The organism is Paraburkholderia sediminicola (assembly GCF_046026675.1).
Lineage (GTDB): Bacteria > Pseudomonadota > Gammaproteobacteria > Burkholderiales > Burkholderiaceae > Paraburkholderia > Paraburkholderia sediminicola_F.
The window spans coordinates 1,418,653-1,439,088 of sequence record NZ_JAQQEY010000001.1; the positions used below are offsets into that span (position 1 = coordinate 1,418,653).

The following is a 20,436-nucleotide window of genomic DNA, read 5'->3' on the forward strand; positions in this document are numbered from 1 at the left end:
GCGAACCACCACAGACACGCAACGAGCTGCAAAGAGCACGCGATGAAGCAAACCGTCTGGCATCACCTGAAACTCTGCCCTGAGGGCGATCCCCAGCACACGCTGCCCGATGCCGCGATTGCCGTTGAAAACGGCAAGATCGCGTGGCTCGGCGCGGCTTCCGACTTACCCGCCCACTACGCCGCATGGCCGCGCGAAGATCTGCACGGCGCGTGGGTGACGCCGGGTCTGGTCGATTGCCATACCCACCTGGTGTACGGTGGCCAGCGCGCGGATGAATTCGCACAGCGTCTCGCGGGCGTTAGTTATGAAGAAATCGCGCGGCAGGGCGGGGGCATCGTCTCGACGGTGCGCGCCACGCGTGCCGCTGACGAAGACTCGCTGTTCCGCCAATCGGCCGCGCGCCTCGAACCGCTGCTCGCCGAAGGCGTGACGGCCGTCGAAATCAAATCCGGCTATGGCCTCGATCTCGCCAGCGAACGCAAGATGCTGCGCGTCGCGCGCCGGTTGGGCGAGCGCTATCCGGTGACGGTCTATACGACGTTTCTCGGTGCGCACGCCTTGCCGCCTGAATTCGCGGGAAAAGCCGATGCCTATATCGACGAAGTCTGCAACGCGATGCTGCCCGTGCTCGCCGACGAAGGACTGGTCGACGCCGTCGACGTGTTCTGCGAGCGCATCGGTTTTTCTCTGGAACAAAGCGAGCGTGTATTCCAGGCCGCAGAGCGCCATAAATTGCCGGTGAAAATGCACGCCGAGCAGTTGTCGAACGGCGGCGGCACGGCATTGGCCGCGCGTCACCACGCGCTGTCCGCGGATCACCTCGAATTCCTCGACGAAGCCGGTGTTGCCGCGATGAAAGCGTCCGGCACGGTTGCCGTGCTGCTGCCTGGCGCGTACTACTTCATCCGCGAGACGCAATTGCCGCCTTTGGATTTGCTGCGGCGCTACCAAGTGCCAATCGCGATTTCCACCGACAGCAATCCCGGCACGTCGCCCACCACGTCGCTGTTGCTGATGATGAACATGGCGACCACGCTGTTCCGCATGACCGTGCCCGAAGTGCTGCAAGGCGTGACCTCGCATGCGGCGCGTGCGCTCGGCAAGGCGGATCAACATGGGTCGCTGCAAGCCGGACGCGCGGCGGATTTCGCGGTGTGGTCGGTGGATTCGCTTGCCGAGCTGGCTTACTGGATTGGGCGTCCGTTGTGCGCGCGAGTCGTGCGCGCAGGCGAGACTGTTTATACGCGGCGTGATTTGAGCTAGGGCCTGAGAGATGATGCAATCAAAACAATCACTATTCGCCGATCACGCCTATCTACCCGACGGCTGGCGCCGCAATGTGCTGCTGGAATGGGACGCTAACGGCACGCTGACATCGGTGACGCCCGATATGGCGGCGGTTCCTGCCGGTGTGCAAAAAGCTGCTGGCCCCGTGTTGCCTGGCATGCCGAATCTTCACTCGCATGCGTTTCAGCGCGCGATGGCTGGCCTCACCGAGTATCGTGCGAACGCTACGGACAACTTCTGGAGCTGGCGCGATCTGATGTACCGCTTCGCTGCACGGATCACGCCGGAAGGGCTTGCTGCCGTCGCGCAGTGGCTGTACATCGAGATGTTGAAGGCGGGCTATACGTCGGTCTGCGAGTTCCATTACGTGCACCACACACCGGACGGCAGCCGCTATTCGAATCAGGCGGAGTTGGCGCAGCGTGTGGTGGATGCCGCGTCGGCAAGTGGCATCGGTATGACGATGCTGCCCGTGCTGTATCAGTACAGCGGTTTCGGCTCGCGCGCTCCGCGCGAAGATCAGCAGCGCTTCATCAACACGCCGGAGAGTCTGCTCGAACTGCTCGGCACGGTGCGCGCGGCACGTCCCGAGAGCGCGGTGTTGCGTTATGGCGTCGCGCCGCATTCGCTGCGTGCGGTATCCGCCGATTCGCTGCATGCATTGCTGAATGGCATCGATCGAAGCGCGCCGGTTCACATCCATATCGCCGAGCAAACCGCCGAAGTCGACGCCTGCCTCGAAACTGAAGGTGCGCGGCCAGTGCAGTGGCTGCTCGATCGTTTCGACGTCGACAGCCGCTGGTGCCTTGTGCACGCCACGCATGTCGATGCGAACGAAACACTGGCGCTCGCGAAAAGCGGCGCGGTCGCGGGTTTGTGTCTGACTACCGAAGCGAATCTCGGCGACGGCATTTTTCCGGCCCAGGAGTATCTCGACGCGCAAGGGCGCATCGGGGTCGGATCGGATAGCCATATCGGCGTCGACTGGCGGGCGGAATTGCGTTTGCTCGAATACGGCCAGCGCCTGACACGCCGTCAGCGCAATGTCCTGGCGTCGGCGCAGGCCACGCACGTGGCCGATCGTCTGTTCGACGCGGCGCTCGAAGGCGGCGCACGTGCCACCGGTCGTGCAGTGGGTGCATTGCAAGCCGGCCGCCGTGCCGACTGGCTGGTGCTCGATCCGGATCATTCGAGCATTGCCGAGCACGCGCCGAACGCGTGGCTCTCGGGCGTTGTATTCTGCGAACATGGCGAGACGCCGATTCGCGACGTCTACGCGGGCGGCGACAAGGTTGTCGACAACCGCCGCCATCGTGATGAAGAGGGTGCTTACGCGCGCTATCGCGGGGCGCTCGCCGATTTGCTCAAGTAAACTGCCGACGCTGCTTGCTGAAGCGAAAGGCTCGCATGAATGGCTGAACACGCTGAGCCTTCGATTTTTATCGATCCCATCGATTCCGGACTGACATGACTGCTTCGTCTACTACTACTCCGCCGGTTCTATCGCTGCATCAGGGCAGCTTGCCGTTGTTGATTTCGATCCCGCATCTGGGCACGCAAATCCCCGCCGATATCGCCGCAACAATGACGCCGGTTGCGCAGCGCACCGACGACTGCGACTGGCATCTCGACCGTCTCTACGCGTTTGCGAAACGCATGGGCGCATCGATCCTGGCGCCGACCTACGCGCGTTATGTGATCGACCTGAACCGTCCGCCCGACGGCGCGAATCTGTATCCGGGCCAGGATACTACCGGCTTGCTGCCGGTCGACACCTTCGACAAGGAACCCTTGTACCTCGACGGCCATCTGCCGGGCGACGCCGAAGTCGCGCGTCGCCGCGATGCTTACTGGAAGCCCTATCACGACGCGCTGACGGGCGAACTGGCCGCGCTAAAGGCGAAGCACGGCAAGGTGCTGCTGTGGGAAGCGCATTCGATTCGCTCACACGTGCCGCGGTTTTTCGAAGGACGTCTGCCGGATTTCAACTTCGGCACGTCGAACGGCGCCAGCGCGGTGGCCGGATTGGGCGAGGAATTGGCCGCTGTGGTCGGGCGGCATGGCGGATATTCCGCTGTCGCCAATGGGCGCTTCAAGGGCGGGTATATCACGCGGCAGTACGGGCAGCCGTCGCAGGGTGTGCACGCGGTCCAGCTCGAGTTGTCGCAGATTACGTATATGGAAGAGCAGATGCCGTATGCGTATGACGAAACGCTGGCTGTGAAGATCGAGCCCTTGCTGGAAGAACTTGTGATGACGGCGTTGGAGCGCGTTAAAGCGGCTTGACGGCGGAAGCCCGACGTCGCCGCTGTCCGCGGTATCCATTTCATCTTTTCCATGCGGTTCGCCGCGCTTCGCATTCCGCGAGGCCGCGACCGCGTCGGCTCACACCGCAAAGGTGTAACAGCATGTGTCCGTGATTGCATGCTGCGGCGTTCGCGCCGAACGTATAGAGCGTCGCAGGTTTCGCTGAAGATTTGACCCACGCCCCGTCGAAGCGGAGCGGCCACAAAAAAGCCCCGCTCGCGGCGGGGCTTTTCGATGCGCGCCGTATGGGGCGCCGCATAACGATCAGTGGCAGTGACGTTCCCAGTGATGGTGGACGCGCACCTTGTGGCATTCGCGGTGGTGCTCGTAAGCTTGAGCGGGAGCGATCGCGCTCAAGGCGACGATCGTTGCTGCAATGGTGAGGACAATTTTCTTCATTACAAAATCCTTAAATCATGGTGGTGGTGCTAACGCTGCAGCACGTGGCGTGCCACAACGGTTCGAAAGGATGCCACACATCGCGCGCGTAGCGAAGGAACGCTGACCGAATGCATGGGTCAACTCAAAACGCCGGGCTTCGTGGCGTTTTATCCCCGGGCAGCGGTGCGCCGTAGCGTGTCATTTCGATACCTCGACAGTCGTGGGATGTGCACGGGGATTGCGCGCCATGCGCTGAAGCGACTACCCTTTCAGAACGATGACGTGTGCGAGCGCGTCATCCATACATCGGGCAAAAAGATGGAAGACCCAGCGATGGAAGATTCCGACGAATTGCTACTCCCGGTCTGGCGAGCGAACCTGGTGCTGCTGACCCGCGAGGTCGGCGCTGCGACGCGTCTTGCGCGCATGATGACCTTTTCCGCCAGCTACCTCAAATTGATACTGTCCGGCCAGCGCGAATTCAGCGAGGAGTTCGTGCGCGGGATCGAGGCGGTCACGGGCTTGCCGGGTGGCTGGATGAATGCGTCGCATACCGAGCAGGACATACCGGCCAACGCGCGCGAAGCGATCGACAACGAGCAGCCGCTTGCGCGTTTTCGCGGCACGGCGCACCCGGTGCGCAAGAAGACGGTGCTACGGCCGCCCGAGCCGATTTTTGGCCAAGCGGGGCCGGCCAAACGCGTGGAAGAAGAGACGCTCGACGCCGAAGCACATCGGCGCCAGGCCCATATCCGCAAAGTTCGTGATCTGGCGATGCAGGACGTGCGGCGTTTCGAGCGGCATTTGAGTCATGCGCCGGTGGACCTCGCGTCAATGCGATCGAAAGTGGAGGACGTGATTGCCGCCGCCGATCTCGACGATCCGATTCAGGCCGACCTGGCTGGCCGGCTGGAGCAGATCGAGAAGCACCGGCATTTGCTGCTCAGGCATGTGGAGCGCTTGCAGGCCTTGCTCGCGCAGATTGGGGGAGGGGATTGATACTTGCAGCCGGGCGTCCTTGTTGCAGGCAGGCTTGAACCTCCCGATTGTCCGGCCGCGACCTAACGTCTGCGTCGCGCGTGAAATTCCGCCTCGAGCGTCCACGTCACGCCATCCTGCGCCAGTGCGACGCCGGTCCAGCGGAACGAATCCCTCGTGATATCGGTGAAATTCCATCGAATCGGCGTGCCGTCGGCGTGCGTGCCGATCTGCACGAGATCATTGCCGACGCGCCGGCCGATCAGCTCGTCGCGCTGGCCGGTCAGCGGATTCATATAAATCACGCGCCAGGCCCGCAGCGCCGGGTCCCACACCCGCAGCGTGGTGCCGTACATGATGTCGACGGCAGGGAGTCCCGCATGATGTTCGCTGCGTGGCGGCATGATCCACACGTCCTGCACGGCGCGGCCCTGCAGGACCCAGCCAAAATGAATCTCGCCGCGGCGGCGCGCGTTGCCGAGGTCGACGCGGTAATGCAACACCTCCATGTCCCAACTGCCAATCAGCCAGCCGTAGAGGTCGTCGGCGGCATTGATGTCGGCGGCCCGCGCCGGGGCGCTCAAGGCGGTGTGAAAGCCGCAATCGACAGTATCGTCCAGCATGTTCATCGTATGTGCTCCTTCGGGCGTTCAGTGAAAGCGCCATCGCCGTAACAGGCAAAACCGCGCCGGCCGCCGATGTGCTAAAACGACGATACGGACTCAGCCGAGGTGCATCTTGGGGAAAATTGCCGTCACTTTGCAGCAGGCGCTCGCGCGGCGCGTGCGGGAAGGCACGCGTGGCAGCACAAGCGCGCGTCCGCTGGCGCAGGGCGCGAGCTGGGATGTCGCGGACATCCTCTGCACCTTCGGCCCGCGCGACCAGCCGTTCGAGGAACGGCACGCGGGCGTGTGCATCGCGATGGTGGTCGCCGGTTCGTTCGGCTACCGGACCGCGACAGGACGTGAGTTGCTCACCCCCGGCGCGCTGTTGCTCGGCAATACGGGTGACTGCTTCGAATGCGGCCATCGGCATGCGCCCGGCGATCGCTGCATCGCCTTCCGCTATGCGCCGGCGTACTTCGAGCGGCTTGCCGCGGATGCGGGCATCGCGAGCGGCGATCTGAACTTCAGGCGCGCGCGCATTCCGTCGCTACCTGCGTTGTCGCCGCTGATCGCGCGGGCCTGTGCCGGCGCCCTGGACACGAACGGCGCGGTGTGGGACGAACTCGCGGTCGAAGTGGCCGTCTCGACGCTCAAGGCTGCGGGTGCATTGAAGCGCGCGGAACCGCCCGCAAGCGCCGCGGCCTGGTCGCGCGTGGCGCAGACGGTGCGCCTGATCGACGACACGCCTGGCGCACCGCATACGCTCACGACCCTCGCTGCCGCGGCGGGCCTGAGCGAGTTCTACTTCCTGCGCACGTTCCAGCGTGTGACCGGCGTGACACCGCATCAATATGTGCTGCGCGCGCGCTTGCGAGCGGCGGCGCTGCGCCTTCACGACGACAGCGCGAAGGTCGTCGATATCGCGCTCGATTGCGGCTTCAACGATCTGTCGAATTTCAATCACGCGTTTCGCGCGGAATTTGCGTCGAGTCCGCGTGCGTGGCGCGCGCGAGGCAGGGCGCGTCGCGCATGACGCGGTGGTTCGCGTTCGTGGAACTGAGCGCCGCGTTGGCGCTGGTTGCGTGTGCAACCAGCGCGCTTGCTGAGGGCAGTGTTGCAAACACCTCCAGCATCTCCAACAACGAGCTCTCCCCCTCGACGACGGAGCGCGACGTCCACCTCTTCGTGATCCAGAAAGACGGCTCCGTCGAAGAACATGACGACACAGTCCTGCGGGCCAACACGACGAGCGGCGTCGACGATATCGCGCAACGCTACGTATGGTTCAACAAGGACATCGAGCAGGTGCAACTGTTGACCGCGGAAACGATCGACCCGAACGGCGTCGCGCATCCGGTCGGGCCTGAAGCGATCCGCGACGTGCAGGAACCCCGCTCGGCGGGCGCGCCGAGTTTCGAAGACGGCGTGTTGCGCACGGTGATCTTTCCGGGCGTCGAACCCGGCTCACGCGTGCATCTGGCGTTTCGCAAGACGCGCACGAAGCCCCTGCAGGTCGGCACGTTCGCGTACCTGGTCGAACCGACGCGCGAGCCTGTCGAGATGCAGCGCCTGATCTTCGACCTGCCCGCCGACGTGCCGCTTTATGCCGATGCGCGCGGCTACGTGGCGCTGCCACCGGTCACGGCAAACGGCCGCACTCGCTACGAGTTCGATTACCAGCATGGCCCGTATGCGCCACTCGAAGCGGGCGCTGTGGGCTATGCGAACTGGGGCGACCGCCTGATGGTGTCGACCGTGCCGGACTTCGCGAATTTCGCCGCGCGTTATCGCGGCCCTGCCGCCGACGCGACGATGGGCGACCCGGCCATCGTTCAACTCGCGCGTAGTCTGACCGGAGAGGTGAGCGACCCGCGTGCGAAGGCACAGATCCTGTACGACTGGATACGCCTGAATATTCGCTACGTTGCGCTGTTTCTCGGCGAGACGGCGGCGATCCCGCATAAGGCGATCGACATCCTGCACAACCGCTATGGCGACTGCAAGGACCACGTCGCGTTGTACAGCGCGCTTCTCGCCGCGGTCGGCATCCGCAGCGAGGCCGTGCTGCTCAATCTCGGGCCGTACTATAGTTTGCCGGAGGTGCCCGGCTACGGCGAGAGCGCGATCAATCATGCAATCGTCTGGATTCCTGATCTATCGCTATTTGCAGACACTACGGCAGGCGGTATGAGTTTTGGCTATTTGCCGCCGAGCGTGATGGACCGGCCTGTTTTGCTGGTCGACGAGGGCGTGTTGGTGCGCACGCCGGCCACCCAGTCGCGCGAGCGCACGGCGCGCCTGCAGATCGACGTCGATGAGAGAGGGGCGGCGAACTACGCCTATCGCGTGGAAGACGTCGGCTATACCGCGGAGCTCGAACGCAATATGTTTCGACGGGCAACCCGGCAGCGCACGCAACAGATTGCGGCAAATCGTCTATTGCTGACGGGTTTGCATGGTACAGCGCAGTTGCGCACGGGTGATCTGACATCGACCGATGGACCTTTTTCCACGTCGATGCAAGGACGGGTGGCACATTTTGTCTGGACCGATGGGACGACCGCTGTGCCGGCCCTGACGAGCTTATCCGGTGGAATGGCCGGGCAGGTGCAGGCGTGGCTGGCGGAGCCTGCGAGGACGCAGCCCTGGGCGTGCATCGGCGGGGAATTCGATGAAACGCTGGCAATGACACTCCCGGGGTTCGCCCGCGTGACGGATGTGCCGCCGGATGCCACAGTGAAGGATCGTTTCCTTGAGTTTTCTTCTCGCTACGTGTTCGATCCTGCCGCGCGGGTCTTGCAGGTCAGGCGACACCTGCGAGCCGCGTTTGGCCACCAGATGTGCTCTGCCGATGACTTTGCCGGCGTGAAGGATGATCTGATCCGGATCGAGCGGGATCTCGACGCAGAGGTGGTGTTGAAGGCAGTCAGGTAGGCAGGTACGGCATCGGCAGTGCTCACGGCAGTGGTGGTACAGAAGTACCGCCACTGCCGCATGAACAACAACGCCGTCATGGGCAAAAAGCGACGCTTAACTTCCGCTCTTGGTCACGATAGGCACCCAGGCCCCGTTCTTGACCTGATACAGCGTGGAAGCGCCGCTTTTCAACGCCCCGGTGCTATCGAACGAAATCTTCCCGGTCACGCCGTCGTAATCGAGTGCCTTGAGCACCGGCCGGTAGACCGCCGGTGAACTGGATTTTGCTTGCTGCATCGCCTTGATCGCGGCCCATGCCCCGTCATACCCAAACGGCGCGTACGACAGGATATCCACCCCGAAGCGCTTCTTGAACTTCGCGGAGAAGTCCTTGCCGCCCGGCAACTGAGCCAACGGTCTGCCGTATTCCCAGGCCATCGCGCCTTCGGCCGGGTCGCCGGCGAGCTTGATGAAGTCCTGGTCCATCACGCCGCCACCACCCACCAGTTGCGCGTTCATCCCCAATTGCTTCATCCGCTTCGCGAAGCCGGCCGCCTGCGTATCCAGGCCGCCGAAGAAAATCAGATCGGCATTGGTCGCCTTGATCTTGGTGATCTGCGTGCTGAAGTCCACCGCGTGATTGTCGGTATATTCGCGCGTCACGATGGTGCCGCCGTGCGCCTTCACCGCCTTCTCGAACTCGTCGGCCTCGCCCTGGCCGAATGCGGTGCGGTCGTCGATGATCGCGATGCGTTTGGCCTTCGTCACCTCGACGGCGTAGACGCCCGCGTTGCCGGCGTTCTGCGCATCGGTGGAAATCACCATGAAGGTGTTCGCGAAGCCACGCCCGGTAATGATCGGATTGGTGGCGGCCGGGTCGATCACCGGAATGCCGGCCTGCTCGTACACCTGAGAGGCAGGAATCGTCGTGCCCGAATTGAAGTGGCCCACGACTACCGATACACCCGCGTCGACCAGCTTCTGTGCGGCTTGCACGCCGACGCGCGGATCGGCCTGGTCATCTTCGGAGACGAGCTGGAATTGTGCGACCTTGTCGCCGATCTTGATCTTCTGGGCGTTGGCTTCCTCGATTGCGAGCCGGACACCGTTTTCCAGATCCTTCCCGTAGCCGGCGTTGGCGCCTGTCAGCGGCGCGGCGAAGCCGATCTTCACCGGCAGGTCGTCGGCGAAACTGGACAGCGGCGCGATCGCGAAGGCAGCGCCAACGAACAGTGCAAGCGGTTTCAACGTGTTGCGAAGACTCATGGTCTTTCTCTCCATCGACAGTTTCAGGTGTGAAAGCGGTAAGGCGGTAACGTTGGATCGACGCGCAAGCATGGGTTCGACTTCGCATGGTGCGCGTCATCAAGAGTACGGACGATCGGTCACCATCAACAATGCTGGAATACGCCCGGTAGGAAGAACCCTTGGGTGGCACCCCAAAGGACTTCCTCTTGGGGGACGCGCAATGGCGTTCACATGCCGATCAATCTGGCGCGAATATAGAAAGCCAATTTGCGACCGTCTTGGCAGTTCGCGGCGCTTTGAATGAGCATTTCGGCATAGCCCGCACAGCGCTTGGGCTGGCGGCCTGTCAGCGGCGGCGCATGGGTGCGGATTACGGCATATGCTTAAGAAGCAGGGAGCCGATGCGCGGGCGGACAAGTGGTGGGGAGACGGCCTGGTTAAGACCTGGTTACGGCTTGGGGATGGTGCTTGAGAAACCGGCGCGAGCGCGCCGGCCTGAAACTACGTTCTCACTGCTCGCCTTGCTGGCGCAGCAACTCTTCGCGCAGGCGCAGAAGGGGCGCCTTGGTTTCTTCGTCGGCCCAGGTGTCGAGATCGTCGATTGCGCGTTGGCAGCCGTCGAGCACCAGATCGAGGTCCACCGGCACGCCGTTGTTCAGCGCGAATTCGATGGTCTCGGCGAACTGCTGGCACTCGTCCTCGCCGTACGAAATGTCGAGGTTGTCGGCGATGACTTCGGCGATGTTGCTGCGCGCCTTGTCGTCGGACGTCACCATTTCGACGATGCCGCGCGCCACCGCCGGCGAATAGAAAAGCGCGATGTCGAGCCACTGTGCGGGATCGAAGTCGGCCTGGTCGAACTGATTCTCGAAGTACTCGATTGCTTCCTGCTCGTGCGCTTCGTCCGCGTCGACACTGATGCACAACTGCTCAAAAAACTCTTCCCGCTCGCTGCGGATATAACCGTCCATCGATGCCTCGTCTGCTGAATGCTGAATGCCTGAAAAATGCGGCGCGGGCGGCTGGCTGCCCAAGCCTGCGCGGCACGCATTATAGGACCTAAGCCGTATCCGCCACCCACGCGTCGAACCATTCACGCGGTTGCGCGATTTCGTTCTGCGCGGCCACCAGTTCCAGTTCATAGCGCCCGGCCTGCCATGTCGCTTTCACGACGGCGTTCACGGCGGCCAGCGTGTGCTCGAAGGCCGCGCGGATCGAATCGCCGAGCAGCGTGCGTGCGACAAACACCGCGCTCGTCAGATCGCCAACGCCCACCGGCTGCCGCGCGAACGGGTAGAGCGGACGCTGGCCCATCCAGGCCTCGCGCTCGGTGACGACCAGCATGTTGAAACGGTCGGCGGGGCTGTTGCGATCGAGCAGGTGTTTCACCAGCATGAGTTTCGGCCCACGGGCGATGACCTCGCGGCACGCGGTCACGGCTTCTTCGAGCGTCTCGATCTCGCGGCCCACGAGGCGCTGCAACTCGGTATGGTTCGGCGCCATCGCGTCGGCGACCTCGGGCATGGTGCGCACGAGAAATTCCTGGATGCCCGGTTCGACCTTGCAGCCGCTCGCGGCGCCCATCACCGGATCGCAGAAGTACCACGCGCGCGGATTGGCGGCCTTCACGGCCTTGACGATCTCCAGCACCGCTTGCGCCTGCTCGGGCGTGCCCAGATAGCCGGACAGCACGGCGTCGCAACGCGGCAGCATGCCGATCGCGCCGATCCCTTCGACGAGATCTTCCATCTGCGAGGCCTCGATCGCGCCGCCGGTCCAATGACCGTATTGCGTGTGGTTCGAGAACTGCACGGTATTGAGCGGCCAGACATTGACGCCGAGCCGGCGCATCGGGAATTCGGCTGCGCTATTGCCGGCGTGCCCGAAGACGACATGTGACTGGATGCTCAGAACGTTTTTCGTCATGGTGTGGCCCGCGCAAGCGTGGTGCGCGATCAATGAGAACGGAAGGATGGCCGCGGTAACGAACCGGCCTTGGCCGGGCGCCTGAAGCGGCGTGACTGTGTTTCAGATGGTGCAAGAAAAATGCGCGATCTGCATAGTCAGGAAACAATACATGAGTTTGTCACGCGCGAGTCGATCCGTCCCCGTGTTGTTGCGTCGAACCATCAGGATAGTTCCCGATACAGCGCCAGATAGCGCTCGGCCGAGGCGCCCCAGCCGAAATCCTGATGCATCGCGCGACGTTGCGTGGCTTTCCATTCGGTGCGGCGGTCATAGAGCGCAAACGCGCGCCGGATTGCCGCCGCAAGACCCTTCGGCTCGAATCGTTCGAAAACGAAGCCTGTAGCGAGGTCCTCGGCGAGATTTTCGAGCGACGCGTCCACAACGGTGTCCGCGAGGCCGCCGACGCAATGCACGAGCGGCAGCGACCCATAGGCCAGCGCATACAGCTGCGTGAGCCCGCAGGGCTCGAAGCGCGACGGCACCGCAATCACGTCGCTGCCCGCGACGATCGTATGCGCGAGTGTTTCGTCGAAACCCAGTTCGACCGCCACCGATTCCGGATGTGCATGCGCGGCACGTTTCAAACCGTTTTCGAGCGCCGGGTCGCCGGTACCGAACACCACCAGCTGCCCGCCGCGTTTGACAATTTCCGGCACCGCCTCGAGCAGCAGGTCAAGGCCTTTCTGCTCGGTCAGCCGGCTTACCACGCCGAATAGCAGCGCATCGCTTTTCTGCGCGAGGCCAAAGCGCTTCTGCAGCGCCTCCTTGCAGGCCAGTTTGCCGGCCAGGCGGGTAGCCGTGTAGTGATCTTCGAGCAGCGCGTCGGTGGCGGGATTCCACACCGAGTAGTCGACGCCGTTCAGGATGCCGCTCAGATCGTGCGAGCGATGGCGCAGCAACCCATCTAGGCCGCCGCCCTGGGCCAGTGTCTGGATTTCGCGGGCGTAGGTCGGGCTGACGGTGGTGATGCGGTCGCTGTAATAGAGGCCTGCCTTGAGAAACGACAACTGCCCATAGAATTCGATGCCGCGCATGCTGAAGAAGTCGTCAGGCAGCGCCAGCTGGCCGAACTGATGCGCCGGAAAAACGCCCTGATACGCGAGGTTGTGCACCGTGAAGACGCTGCGCGCGAACGAGCGGCCGTGCTGCCGTTCAGCCGCCTTCAGATAGGCGGGCGCGAGTCCGGCATGCCAGTCGTGCGCATGGACGATCTGCGGCGCCCACGCCGGGTCGAGATGCTGCGCCAGTTGCGCCGCGACCCAGCCGAGCAGGGCGAAGCGTTGCGCATTGTCGCCGTACGGTACGTGTTCGTCGTTCAGATAGGGGTTGCCGGGCCGGTCGTACAGCGAGCCGGCGCGGATCACGTAGACGATCAGGCCGTTTGACGGCAGTGTGCCCTGTTCGAGCGTGACGCCCGGCGAGTCGAAACGGCGGCCCAGCTGCGCCACCGGCCGCAAGTCCGTCAAGCCGGCGACCACCGCCGGAAAGCCGGGCAGCAGCACCCGCACGTCGGCGCCGCGCTCGATCAGCGCGGGCGGCAACGCGCCCGCGACGTCGGCGAGACCGCCCGTTTTGAGGAGGGGATACAGCTCGCTTGCGACGTGCAGGGCGCGAATCGTCATAGGCTCAGTCTCGTTCCTGTTAGTGCGGGTTTGCGTCAGCGCTGCGGCAGTTTTGCGCGGGCGGCAAGACGGGCGGCCGGCTCCGCCAGCCCGTTCGGTTTGCCGCCCTGGCGACGATCACGTCCCCTTCTGCCGCAGTGCGTCGGGCGTGACCAGCACGACGCCGTCGTCGGTGCGATAGAAGCGTTCGGCGTCCGCCGCCGGATCTTCACCGATCACCGTACCGTCCGGAATGGTGCAGCCGCGGTCAATCACGACTTTCTGCAGCCGGCAGCTCGCGCCGACGGTGACCTGCGGCAACAAGACTGCCTCATTGATATTACAGAACGAACTGACTTTGACGTTCGACGACAACACCGAACGAGAAATCTGCGAGCCGGAAATCACACAGCCGCCGCACACGATCAGATTGTTGCCGGTGCCTTGCAGACCTTTCAGATCGCGTACGAACTTGGCGGGCGGCAACTGTTCCTGATACGTCCAGATCGGCCAGTTGCGGTCGTACAGGTCGAGCGTCGGGATGGTGGAGGCAAGATCGAGGTTGGCGGCCCAGTAGGCGTCGATCGTGCCGACGTCGCGCCAGTACGGCTCGACGGTCGGATCTGACGACACGCACGACATGCTGAACGGATGCGCGATCGCCGTGCCTTGCGTGACGACGCGCGGCAGGATGTCCTTGCCGAAGTCATGATCGGTATCGACGCTCGAAATGTTCTCTTCGAGCAGCGAATACAGGTAATCGGCACTGAACACGTAGATGCCCATGCTGGCGAGCGCCGAATCCGGGCGGCCCGGCATGGCGGGCGGATCGGCGGGTTTCTCGACGAAGCCGGTCACGCGGCGGTTTTCATCCACATGCATCACGCCGAAGGCCACAGCGTCCATGCGCGGCACTTCGATGCAGCCGACCGTGCAATCCGCGCCGCTTTCCGCGTGATCCGCGATCATGCGCGTGTAATCCATCTTGTAGATGTGGTCGCCCGCCAGCACCACCACGTATTTCGGCCGGATCGAGCGGATGATGTCGAGATTCTGGAACACGGCATCCGCCGTACCGCGGTACCAGTGGGCGCCTTCCACCCGTTGCTGCGCCGGCCAGAGGTCGATGAATTCGCCGAACTCGCCACGCAGGAAGCCCCAGCCGCGCTGCAGGTGGCGCAGTAGCGAGTGCGCCTTGTATTGCGTGACCACCGCGATGCGGCGGATGCCGGAGTTCAGGCAATTGGAGAGCGCGAAGTCGATGATCCTGTACTTGCCGCCGAAGTGCACTGCTGGTTTGACGCGCTTGTTCGTGAGCGGCCCGAGCCGCGTGCCCCGTCCGCCCGCGAGGACGATGGCGAGGGTGGTGCGTTGCAGATCGTTCAGCCGTGCCGGAGTTTCCATGTCTGTCTCCTTTGTTGACTGGAGTTGGCGCTTTAGCTGTCGGCCGGAGTTGGCGCTTTAACGCTTACTCTGGTCCCATACAAAGCGCTTACTCCGGTCCCTTGCAAGATAGTTGCTGATTGGTATGCCCCGGGTGGTCTTGTTATCTCGCTCTGCGTTATTGATTCGTGCTGCCAGGCGGCTTTCGTCTTCGCGGGCCCGTCTGCTAGTTCTAGCACCGATTTGCCGCCGGCGAATAGTCTGAATTGTGCGGATGCAACTCGCGCGGCCGCCTTGCGAACGATCAACCCTTGCGCGGGACGCATCCGTGCGGCACGACACATAGGGCGTAAGGCGAAGCGCGGCAATATGCGTGCCACACCGGTCGGCGCTGCCATGAGTCTGCCCGCGCGGCAGCAGAGTCCGACGGCGCGTCGTAGAATCGTCCGCTCCGAACGGGGTGCGGGCGTTGCTTTCCAGCGCCCGGAGCCTGCATGCTTCCCGCCAATTTCCCTTTGCAAGAAACGATCGATGAATTTTCGCCGTCAGTCTTTGTTCGCCATCTTGAGCGCCTGCGCGCTAACCGCTGCGCCTGGTGCTTTCGCCGCCACGCCGGTCAGTGGAGCCGTTGCGGGTAGTGCGGCCAGTTCGGGGCATTCGGGCGGTTCAGGTGGATCTCACGCCCAGCCCGGTCCCGCGGCTAGCAGCGCCACTCCGGCTGCTGCCGTCGATAACAGCGGTCCGGCGTACGGCCCTGAGTTGCAGGGCTTCAACTATCCGGCGCCGGTCGAGCAATACGACTTCACCTCGCAAGGCGTGGCGCTGCACATGGCGTACATGGATATCAAACCGGAGCACGCAAACGGCCGCACAGCTGTATTGCTGCACGGCAAGAACTTTTGTGCGGCGACGTGGGACGCGACCATTCATCGCCTGAGCGACGCCGGCTATCGGGTGATTGCACCGGATCAGATCGGTTTTTGTAAATCGAGCAAGCCCGAGCACTATCAGTACAGCTTTCAGCAACTGGCGCGCAATACGCATGCGCTGCTCGAATCGCTCGGCGTGACCGACGCGACCGTGATCGGCCATTCGACCGGCGGCATGCTCGCGATCCGCTATGCGCTGATGTATCCGCATGAAACGCAGCAACTGGTGCTGGTCAATCCGATCGGCCTCGAGGACTGGAAGGCGAAGGGTGTGCCGTCGCTATCGGTCGACCAATGGTACGAGCGCGAGCTGAAAACGACTGCGGACGGCATTCGCCGTTACGAGCAGGCGACCTATTACGCCGGCCAGTGGCGCGCCGACTATGAGCCGTGGGTACAGATGCTGGCGGGGATGTACCGCGGCCCCGGCAAACAGATCGTGGCGTGGAATTCCGCGTTGCTGTACGACATGATTTACACGCAGCCAGTGGTGTACGAGCTCGGCCATCTGAGCATGCCGACGCTGCTGCTGATTGGCCAGAAGGACACGACCGCGATCGGCAAGGATGCGGCGCCGCCGGACGTGCGCGCGAAGATCGGCCACTACCCCGAACTAGGCAAGGCCGCCGCGAAGGCGATCCCGCGCGCGACGCTCGTCGAATTCGCCGATTTGGGGCACGCGCCGCAGATGCAGGACCCGCAGGCGTTTCATAAGGCGCTGCTTGATGGCTTGGCTGCGGTGCCGGCTAATCGGTGAGTTTTTGGCGCGCGTTTGAGCTTGGGCCTAAACCGGAGCTATGGCATGAGATTGAGTTGAAGCGCTTTAGCCGAGGCCAGAACTCAACGTATGAGCTTGATTTGAAGTTCGGAACTGAGTTCGAACTCGCACGGCGCTGACTGGGCGCGGTGAGCATTGCGGCTGGGCAACCTGATGCTCGTGTACTCAGGGCAGCTAGCCGATCGACGAAAAAAGAAGGGCGGTCTGTGCTGATACAGGCCGCCTTTTTTTGTTACTTGCAGGTGTTGTTACTTACCGGCACCCAACTCTTCACGCACTTGCGAGCCGATCTCAAACGAGCGCAGCCGTGCTGTGTGATCGTAGATCTGGGCGGTCAGCATCAATTCATCCGCACCGGTCTGATCAATGACAGACCGCAGTCCTTCGCGGACCGTATCGCGATCGCCGATTACGGAGCAGGCGAGCGAATGCGCGACGCCGTTCAACTCCGTCTCCGACGCTTCGATCCGCTCGACCGGCGGCTGCAACTGACCGGGCGTGCCGCGCCGCAGGTTGACGAACTGCTGTTGCAGCGAGGTGAACAGACGTCGCGCTTCCTCGTTGCTATCGGCGGCGAACAGATTGACGCCGACCATGGCGTACGGCTTGTCGAGCGTCGCCGACGGACGGAATTGCTCGCGATAGACCTTCAGCGCGGTGAACATGTGATCGGGCGCGAAGTGCGACGCGAACGCGAACGGCAGACCGAGTGCCGCCGCCAGTTGTGCGCTGTACAGCGACGAGCCGAGCAGCCACAGCGGCACATGGAGGCCTGCGCCTGGGACTGCGCGAATACGCTGACCTGGCACGGGATCGGCAAAATAGCGTTGCAACTCGACGACGTCGTCGGGGAACGACTCCGCGCTATTTTGCAGATCGCGGCGCAGCGCGCGGGCGGTGCTTTGATCGGTACCGGGTGCGCGGCCGAGGCCCAGATCGATGCGATCCGGATAGAGCGAGGCGAGGGTGCCGAACTGTTCCGCGATGACGAGCGGTGCGTGGTTGGGCAGCATGACGCCGCCGGAGCCGACACGGATTTTCTTCGTCCCACCGGCGACATGGCCGATCACGACAGCGGTGGCTGCGCTGGCGATGCCGGTCATGTTGTGGTGTTCTGCTAGCCAGAAGCGGCGGTAGTTCCAGTTTTCCGCGTGCTGGGCGAGGTCCAGAGTGTTTTTGAACGCGTCCGCGGGGGTGGCGCCTGCGATGACTGGCGATAGGTCAAGGACCGAGAAGGGGATCATTTTCTGTTCGTTTGCTGTTTCGGGCGCTTTCGCGCGATGGGGCATTGTGGCAAAGGTTTTGGTTTTCTGCTGATCGTCCGGGGATGTCCACGTTCGTGGAAGGGGGTTATCGGTGGGTGCCTCCGGTGGCGCTCTGTTTGTCTGTTTACCTACGGTGTTGGCTTTTTCTTGATCTTGTTTGCCCTCGCGGCGTTTGTTGTCAGTGTTCTTGGGGCGTTGGGCTTTCCTTGTTCTGGCTTTGGTGCCTTTCCTTGCATTGTTAGTGGTCTATTAGCGTTGCCCCTGTGCGGGGCGGCACCTACTTTTCTTTGCCTGCCGCAAAGAAAAGTAGGCAAAAGAAAGCGGCTCAAACCACTCCTGCTAAGTGGGGACCGTAGTTCGCGTAGGGTAGTGGTGCATCTGGAATCTGGGGTCGTGCACCTGCTTGCGCTTGTGACAAGGGCGTCATACTTCCGGCGACGCTGCGCGCGCCGAAGCGTACTTCATAGAACCACCCGCTACGTTTTGGCGCCCACGCCCCGCCACCGGACCGTGGCTTGTCATTGCACCGTCATTACCATCCCATTCCGATTGGAACGGCATCGGCATCGGCAGATGTGACTGCGACTGAGAGGGGCGGTGATTCAGCGCACCGACATATCATTTAAAGCAGGGGGTCCCGGGTGAATGCAGAGGCGCGTCGCCGAGGCGAAGCCGACGGCCCCACAAACCTCAACCGAACCCGTGGTTTCCCCCGCGGACCCGTCCGCGACGCACGCAGTGCGGAGTGGGAGCTGATGACACCTTTGTCACTAGCGTGGAATGTGCGAGAACACGGATTCCAGATGCACCACTACCCGCAGCAGACCACGGTGCCCACTTAGCATGAGCGGTTTAAGCCGCTTTCTTTTGCCTACTTTTCTTTGCGGCATGCCCTCCATGTCAGGCTAGTTGTCGCCTCATCCGAACCGATTGGTGTAAAGATGGGGGGCGGACAGCGAATGGAAGATGAAGCGCTACTCAGCGGAAACCCGGGAGTGGGTAATCAAACAGATGATGCCACCGTTCAATCGTGCGGTAATCGAGCTGGCTGGGGCGACGGGCATCACGACAGTGACGCTGCGCGCCTGGCGGCAAAGTGCAAGACAGGCAGGAGAATTCATGCCGGGCAATGGCAAAACGGGTGATCGGTGGTCGAGCGCCGACAAGTTCAGGGTGGTGCTGGAGACGGCGTCGCTGAACGAGATCGAGACCTCACAGTACTGCCGCAGCAAGGGCATTTACCCGGAGCAGATCCGGCAGTGGCGCGAGGCGTGCGAACAGGCCAACAGCGCGCCTGAAACGAAACCCACAGCTGCGCAGCGCAATGAAGCCAAGGTTGCCCACAAGCGCATCCGTGAACTGGAACGCCAGCTCAAGCGCAGCGACGCTGCGCGTGCGGAGGCGGCGGCGTTGCTGAACCTGCGAAAAAAAGCCGAAGCGATCTGGGGCAAGGAAGAGGACGACTGATCAGCAGCCCGGATCGCGATGAAGCCATGCAGTTGATCGATGAAGCGGTGCAGCAGGGAGCCCGCCGTGCGTGTGCGTGCGAGCAGTTGGGCATTAGCGTGCGCAGTGTCCAGCGCTGGCGCGAGGCGCCGCAGGACGGCCGTACGCTAGCCACCCGCCAGGCTCCGGCCAACAAACTGAGTCAGGCCGAGCGCCAGGCCGTGCTTGATGCGGCGAACCGGCCCGCATACGCCAGCCTGACGCCACACCAGATCGTGCCGAAACTGGCTGATGAGGGCGTGTATCTGGCCTCCGAATCGACGTTTTACCGGGTACTGAAAGCGGCAGGACAGGGCCAGCGTCGAGGACGCGCGAAGGCCCCGCAACGACGCACACTCACGACGCATTGTGCCGATGGTCCGAACCAGGTGTGGTGCTGGGATATTACGTGGATGCCGACCACGGTCAGGGGCCGGTACTTTTACTGGTACATGATGAAGGACATCTACAGCCGCAAGCTGGTGATGAACGAAGTGTGGGAGCAGGAGTCGGCCGAGCACGCGAGCGTGCTGCTAGCCAAGGGATGTCTGCGCGAAGGCATCGCCGGGCGTCCGCTGGTGCTGCATTCGGATAACGGCAGTGCGATGAAAGGCGCCACGATGCGCGCGGCCATGATTGATCTGGGTGTGCAGCCTTCGTTCAGCCGGCCGCGCGTCAGTAACGACAACGCCTTTGCCGAGTCGCTGTTCCGCACGGCGAAGTACTGTCCGTTATGGCCCGAGCAGCCGTTCGACACGCTGGAGGCAGCCCGGGAATGGGTGCAGCGCTTCGTGCAGTGGTACAACGAAGAGCACTGCCACAGCGGCCTGAAGTATGTCAGCCCGGCGCAACGGCATCGCGGCGAAGCCAGCGACCTGCTGGCCCGCCGGCGTGCGCTGTACCGGAGCGCACGCATGCAAAACCCGGCGCGCTGGTCAGGGGCCATCCGCAACTGGCATCTGGCAGACGCGGTCTATCTGAATCCGGAGCGGGCCTCGGCCTCAGCCCAAATGTATAAGCAGGCAGCGTGACGGTTCAGGCGACAACTACCTTGACACACACCGCGGCCGGCAAAGAAAAGTAGGTGCCGCCCCGCACAGGGGCAACGCTAATAGACCACTAACAATTCAAGGAAAGGCCAACACCCTAAGAACACTGACAAACAAGCGCCCAGCAGACAAACAACTCAAGAAAACCCCAAAACCACAAGCACACACAAAAAAATCCCGGCGTAGCCAACCCCCCACCTTTACATGCAATTCCGATATAGATATGTCCGATCAATATTTAACAACCGCATGT

16 protein-coding genes are annotated in these 20,436 nt (G+C 62.8%); 8 read left to right on the plus strand and 8 right to left on the minus strand.

The annotated features are described in order from the left end of the window. Positions 1-42 precede the first annotated feature (42 nt). From hutI to hutG, 3 genes are all read left to right on the plus strand, one after another. Positions 43-1,266, plus strand: coding sequence for an imidazolonepropionase (hutI, locus tag PQQ86_RS06130; protein WP_408265358.1), 1,224 nt, complete (start codon positions 43-45; stop codon positions 1,264-1,266). Positions 1,267-1,276: 10 nt separating this feature from the next. Beyond that, a complete protein-coding gene (locus PQQ86_RS06135) occupies positions 1,277-2,662 on the plus strand; it encodes a formimidoylglutamate deiminase (protein WP_408265359.1) in 1,386 nt (461 codons plus the stop codon). Positions 2,663-2,757: 95 nt separating this feature from the next. Then, positions 2,758-3,576 (plus strand): N-formylglutamate deformylase, encoded by an 819-nt coding sequence (gene hutG / locus PQQ86_RS06140; protein WP_408265360.1) that lies wholly within the window; start codon positions 2,758-2,760, stop codon positions 3,574-3,576. A 285-nt stretch (positions 3,577-3,861) separates the two neighbouring features. On the opposite strand, the gene PQQ86_RS06145 is transcribed toward hutG, so the two are convergent. After that, positions 3,862-3,996, minus strand: coding sequence for a hypothetical protein (locus PQQ86_RS06145; RefSeq protein ID WP_408265361.1), 135 nt, complete (start codon positions 3,994-3,996; stop codon positions 3,862-3,864). A gap of 315 nt (positions 3,997-4,311) precedes the next feature. On the opposite strand from PQQ86_RS06145, the gene PQQ86_RS06150 reads away from it, so the two are divergent. Continuing rightward, positions 4,312-4,977: a hypothetical protein gene (locus tag PQQ86_RS06150; protein ID WP_408270118.1), complete on the plus strand. Its 666-nt coding sequence runs from the start codon at positions 4,312-4,314 to the stop codon at positions 4,975-4,977. A gap of 62 nt (positions 4,978-5,039) precedes the next feature. Here the strand turns inward: PQQ86_RS06150 and PQQ86_RS06155 are convergent, their stop codons facing one another. Continuing rightward, a complete protein-coding gene (locus PQQ86_RS06155; protein WP_408265362.1) occupies positions 5,040-5,585 on the minus strand; it encodes a hypothetical protein in 546 nt (181 codons plus the stop codon). A gap of 109 nt (positions 5,586-5,694) precedes the next feature. Here PQQ86_RS06155 and PQQ86_RS06160 point away from each other — a divergent pair, with 109 nt between their 5' ends. Together PQQ86_RS06160 and PQQ86_RS06165 are read left to right on the plus strand one after the other, a co-directional pair. Beyond that, positions 5,695-6,594: a helix-turn-helix transcriptional regulator gene (locus PQQ86_RS06160; RefSeq protein ID WP_408265363.1), complete on the plus strand. Its 900-nt coding sequence runs from the start codon at positions 5,695-5,697 to the stop codon at positions 6,592-6,594. Further along, complete coding sequence (locus PQQ86_RS06165) at positions 6,591-8,495, plus strand: DUF3857 domain-containing transglutaminase family protein (protein WP_408265364.1); 1,905 nt, start codon at positions 6,591-6,593, stop codon at positions 8,493-8,495. The genes PQQ86_RS06160 and PQQ86_RS06165 overlap by 4 nt, the downstream gene beginning before the upstream one ends. Positions 8,496-8,591: 96 nt before the next feature. On the opposite strand, the gene PQQ86_RS06170 is transcribed toward PQQ86_RS06165, so the two are convergent. From PQQ86_RS06170 to glgC, 5 genes are all read right to left on the minus strand, one after another. After that, positions 8,592-9,743: a branched-chain amino acid ABC transporter substrate-binding protein gene (locus tag PQQ86_RS06170; RefSeq protein WP_408265365.1), complete on the minus strand. Its 1,152-nt coding sequence runs from the start codon at positions 9,741-9,743 to the stop codon at positions 8,592-8,594. A gap of 491 nt (positions 9,744-10,234) precedes the next feature. Then, positions 10,235-10,696, minus strand: coding sequence for a hypothetical protein (locus tag PQQ86_RS06175; RefSeq protein ID WP_408265366.1), 462 nt, complete (start codon positions 10,694-10,696; stop codon positions 10,235-10,237). Positions 10,697-10,784: 88 nt separating this feature from the next. After that, positions 10,785-11,651, minus strand: a complete 867-nt coding sequence (gene pdxY, locus PQQ86_RS06180; RefSeq protein ID WP_408265367.1) for a pyridoxal kinase PdxY — start codon at positions 11,649-11,651, stop codon at positions 10,785-10,787. A gap of 203 nt (positions 11,652-11,854) precedes the next feature. Then, a complete protein-coding gene (gene glgA, locus PQQ86_RS06185; RefSeq protein WP_408265368.1) occupies positions 11,855-13,315 on the minus strand; it encodes a glycogen synthase GlgA in 1,461 nt (486 codons plus the stop codon). A 117-nt stretch (positions 13,316-13,432) separates the two neighbouring features. Continuing rightward, positions 13,433-14,698 (minus strand): glucose-1-phosphate adenylyltransferase, encoded by a 1,266-nt coding sequence (gene glgC / locus PQQ86_RS06190; RefSeq protein WP_408265369.1) that lies wholly within the window; start codon positions 14,696-14,698, stop codon positions 13,433-13,435. A gap of 510 nt (positions 14,699-15,208) precedes the next feature. Between glgC and PQQ86_RS06195 the strand changes: the two genes are divergently transcribed. Further along, the gene (locus tag PQQ86_RS06195; protein ID WP_408265370.1) at positions 15,209-16,363 is read left to right on the plus strand and encodes an alpha/beta fold hydrolase; all 1,155 of its coding nucleotides are present in this window, start codon (positions 15,209-15,211) and stop codon (positions 16,361-16,363) included. Positions 16,364-16,632: 269 nt separating this feature from the next. Here PQQ86_RS06195 and PQQ86_RS06200 read toward each other — a convergent pair whose 3' ends face one another. Next, a complete protein-coding gene (locus PQQ86_RS06200) occupies positions 16,633-17,628 on the minus strand; it encodes an LLM class flavin-dependent oxidoreductase (protein WP_408265371.1) in 996 nt (331 codons plus the stop codon). A gap of 987 nt (positions 17,629-18,615) precedes the next feature. On the opposite strand from PQQ86_RS06200, the gene PQQ86_RS06205 reads away from it, so the two are divergent. After that, positions 18,616-20,165, plus strand: a protein-coding gene (locus PQQ86_RS06205) for an IS3 family transposase (protein ID WP_408265283.1) whose coding sequence is annotated in 2 segments (ribosomal slippage) — positions 18,616-19,090 and positions 19,090-20,165 — 1,551 coding nt in all. Because the reading frame shifts where the segments join, the coding sequence is not laid out codon by codon here. Positions 20,166-20,436 lie beyond the last annotated feature (271 nt).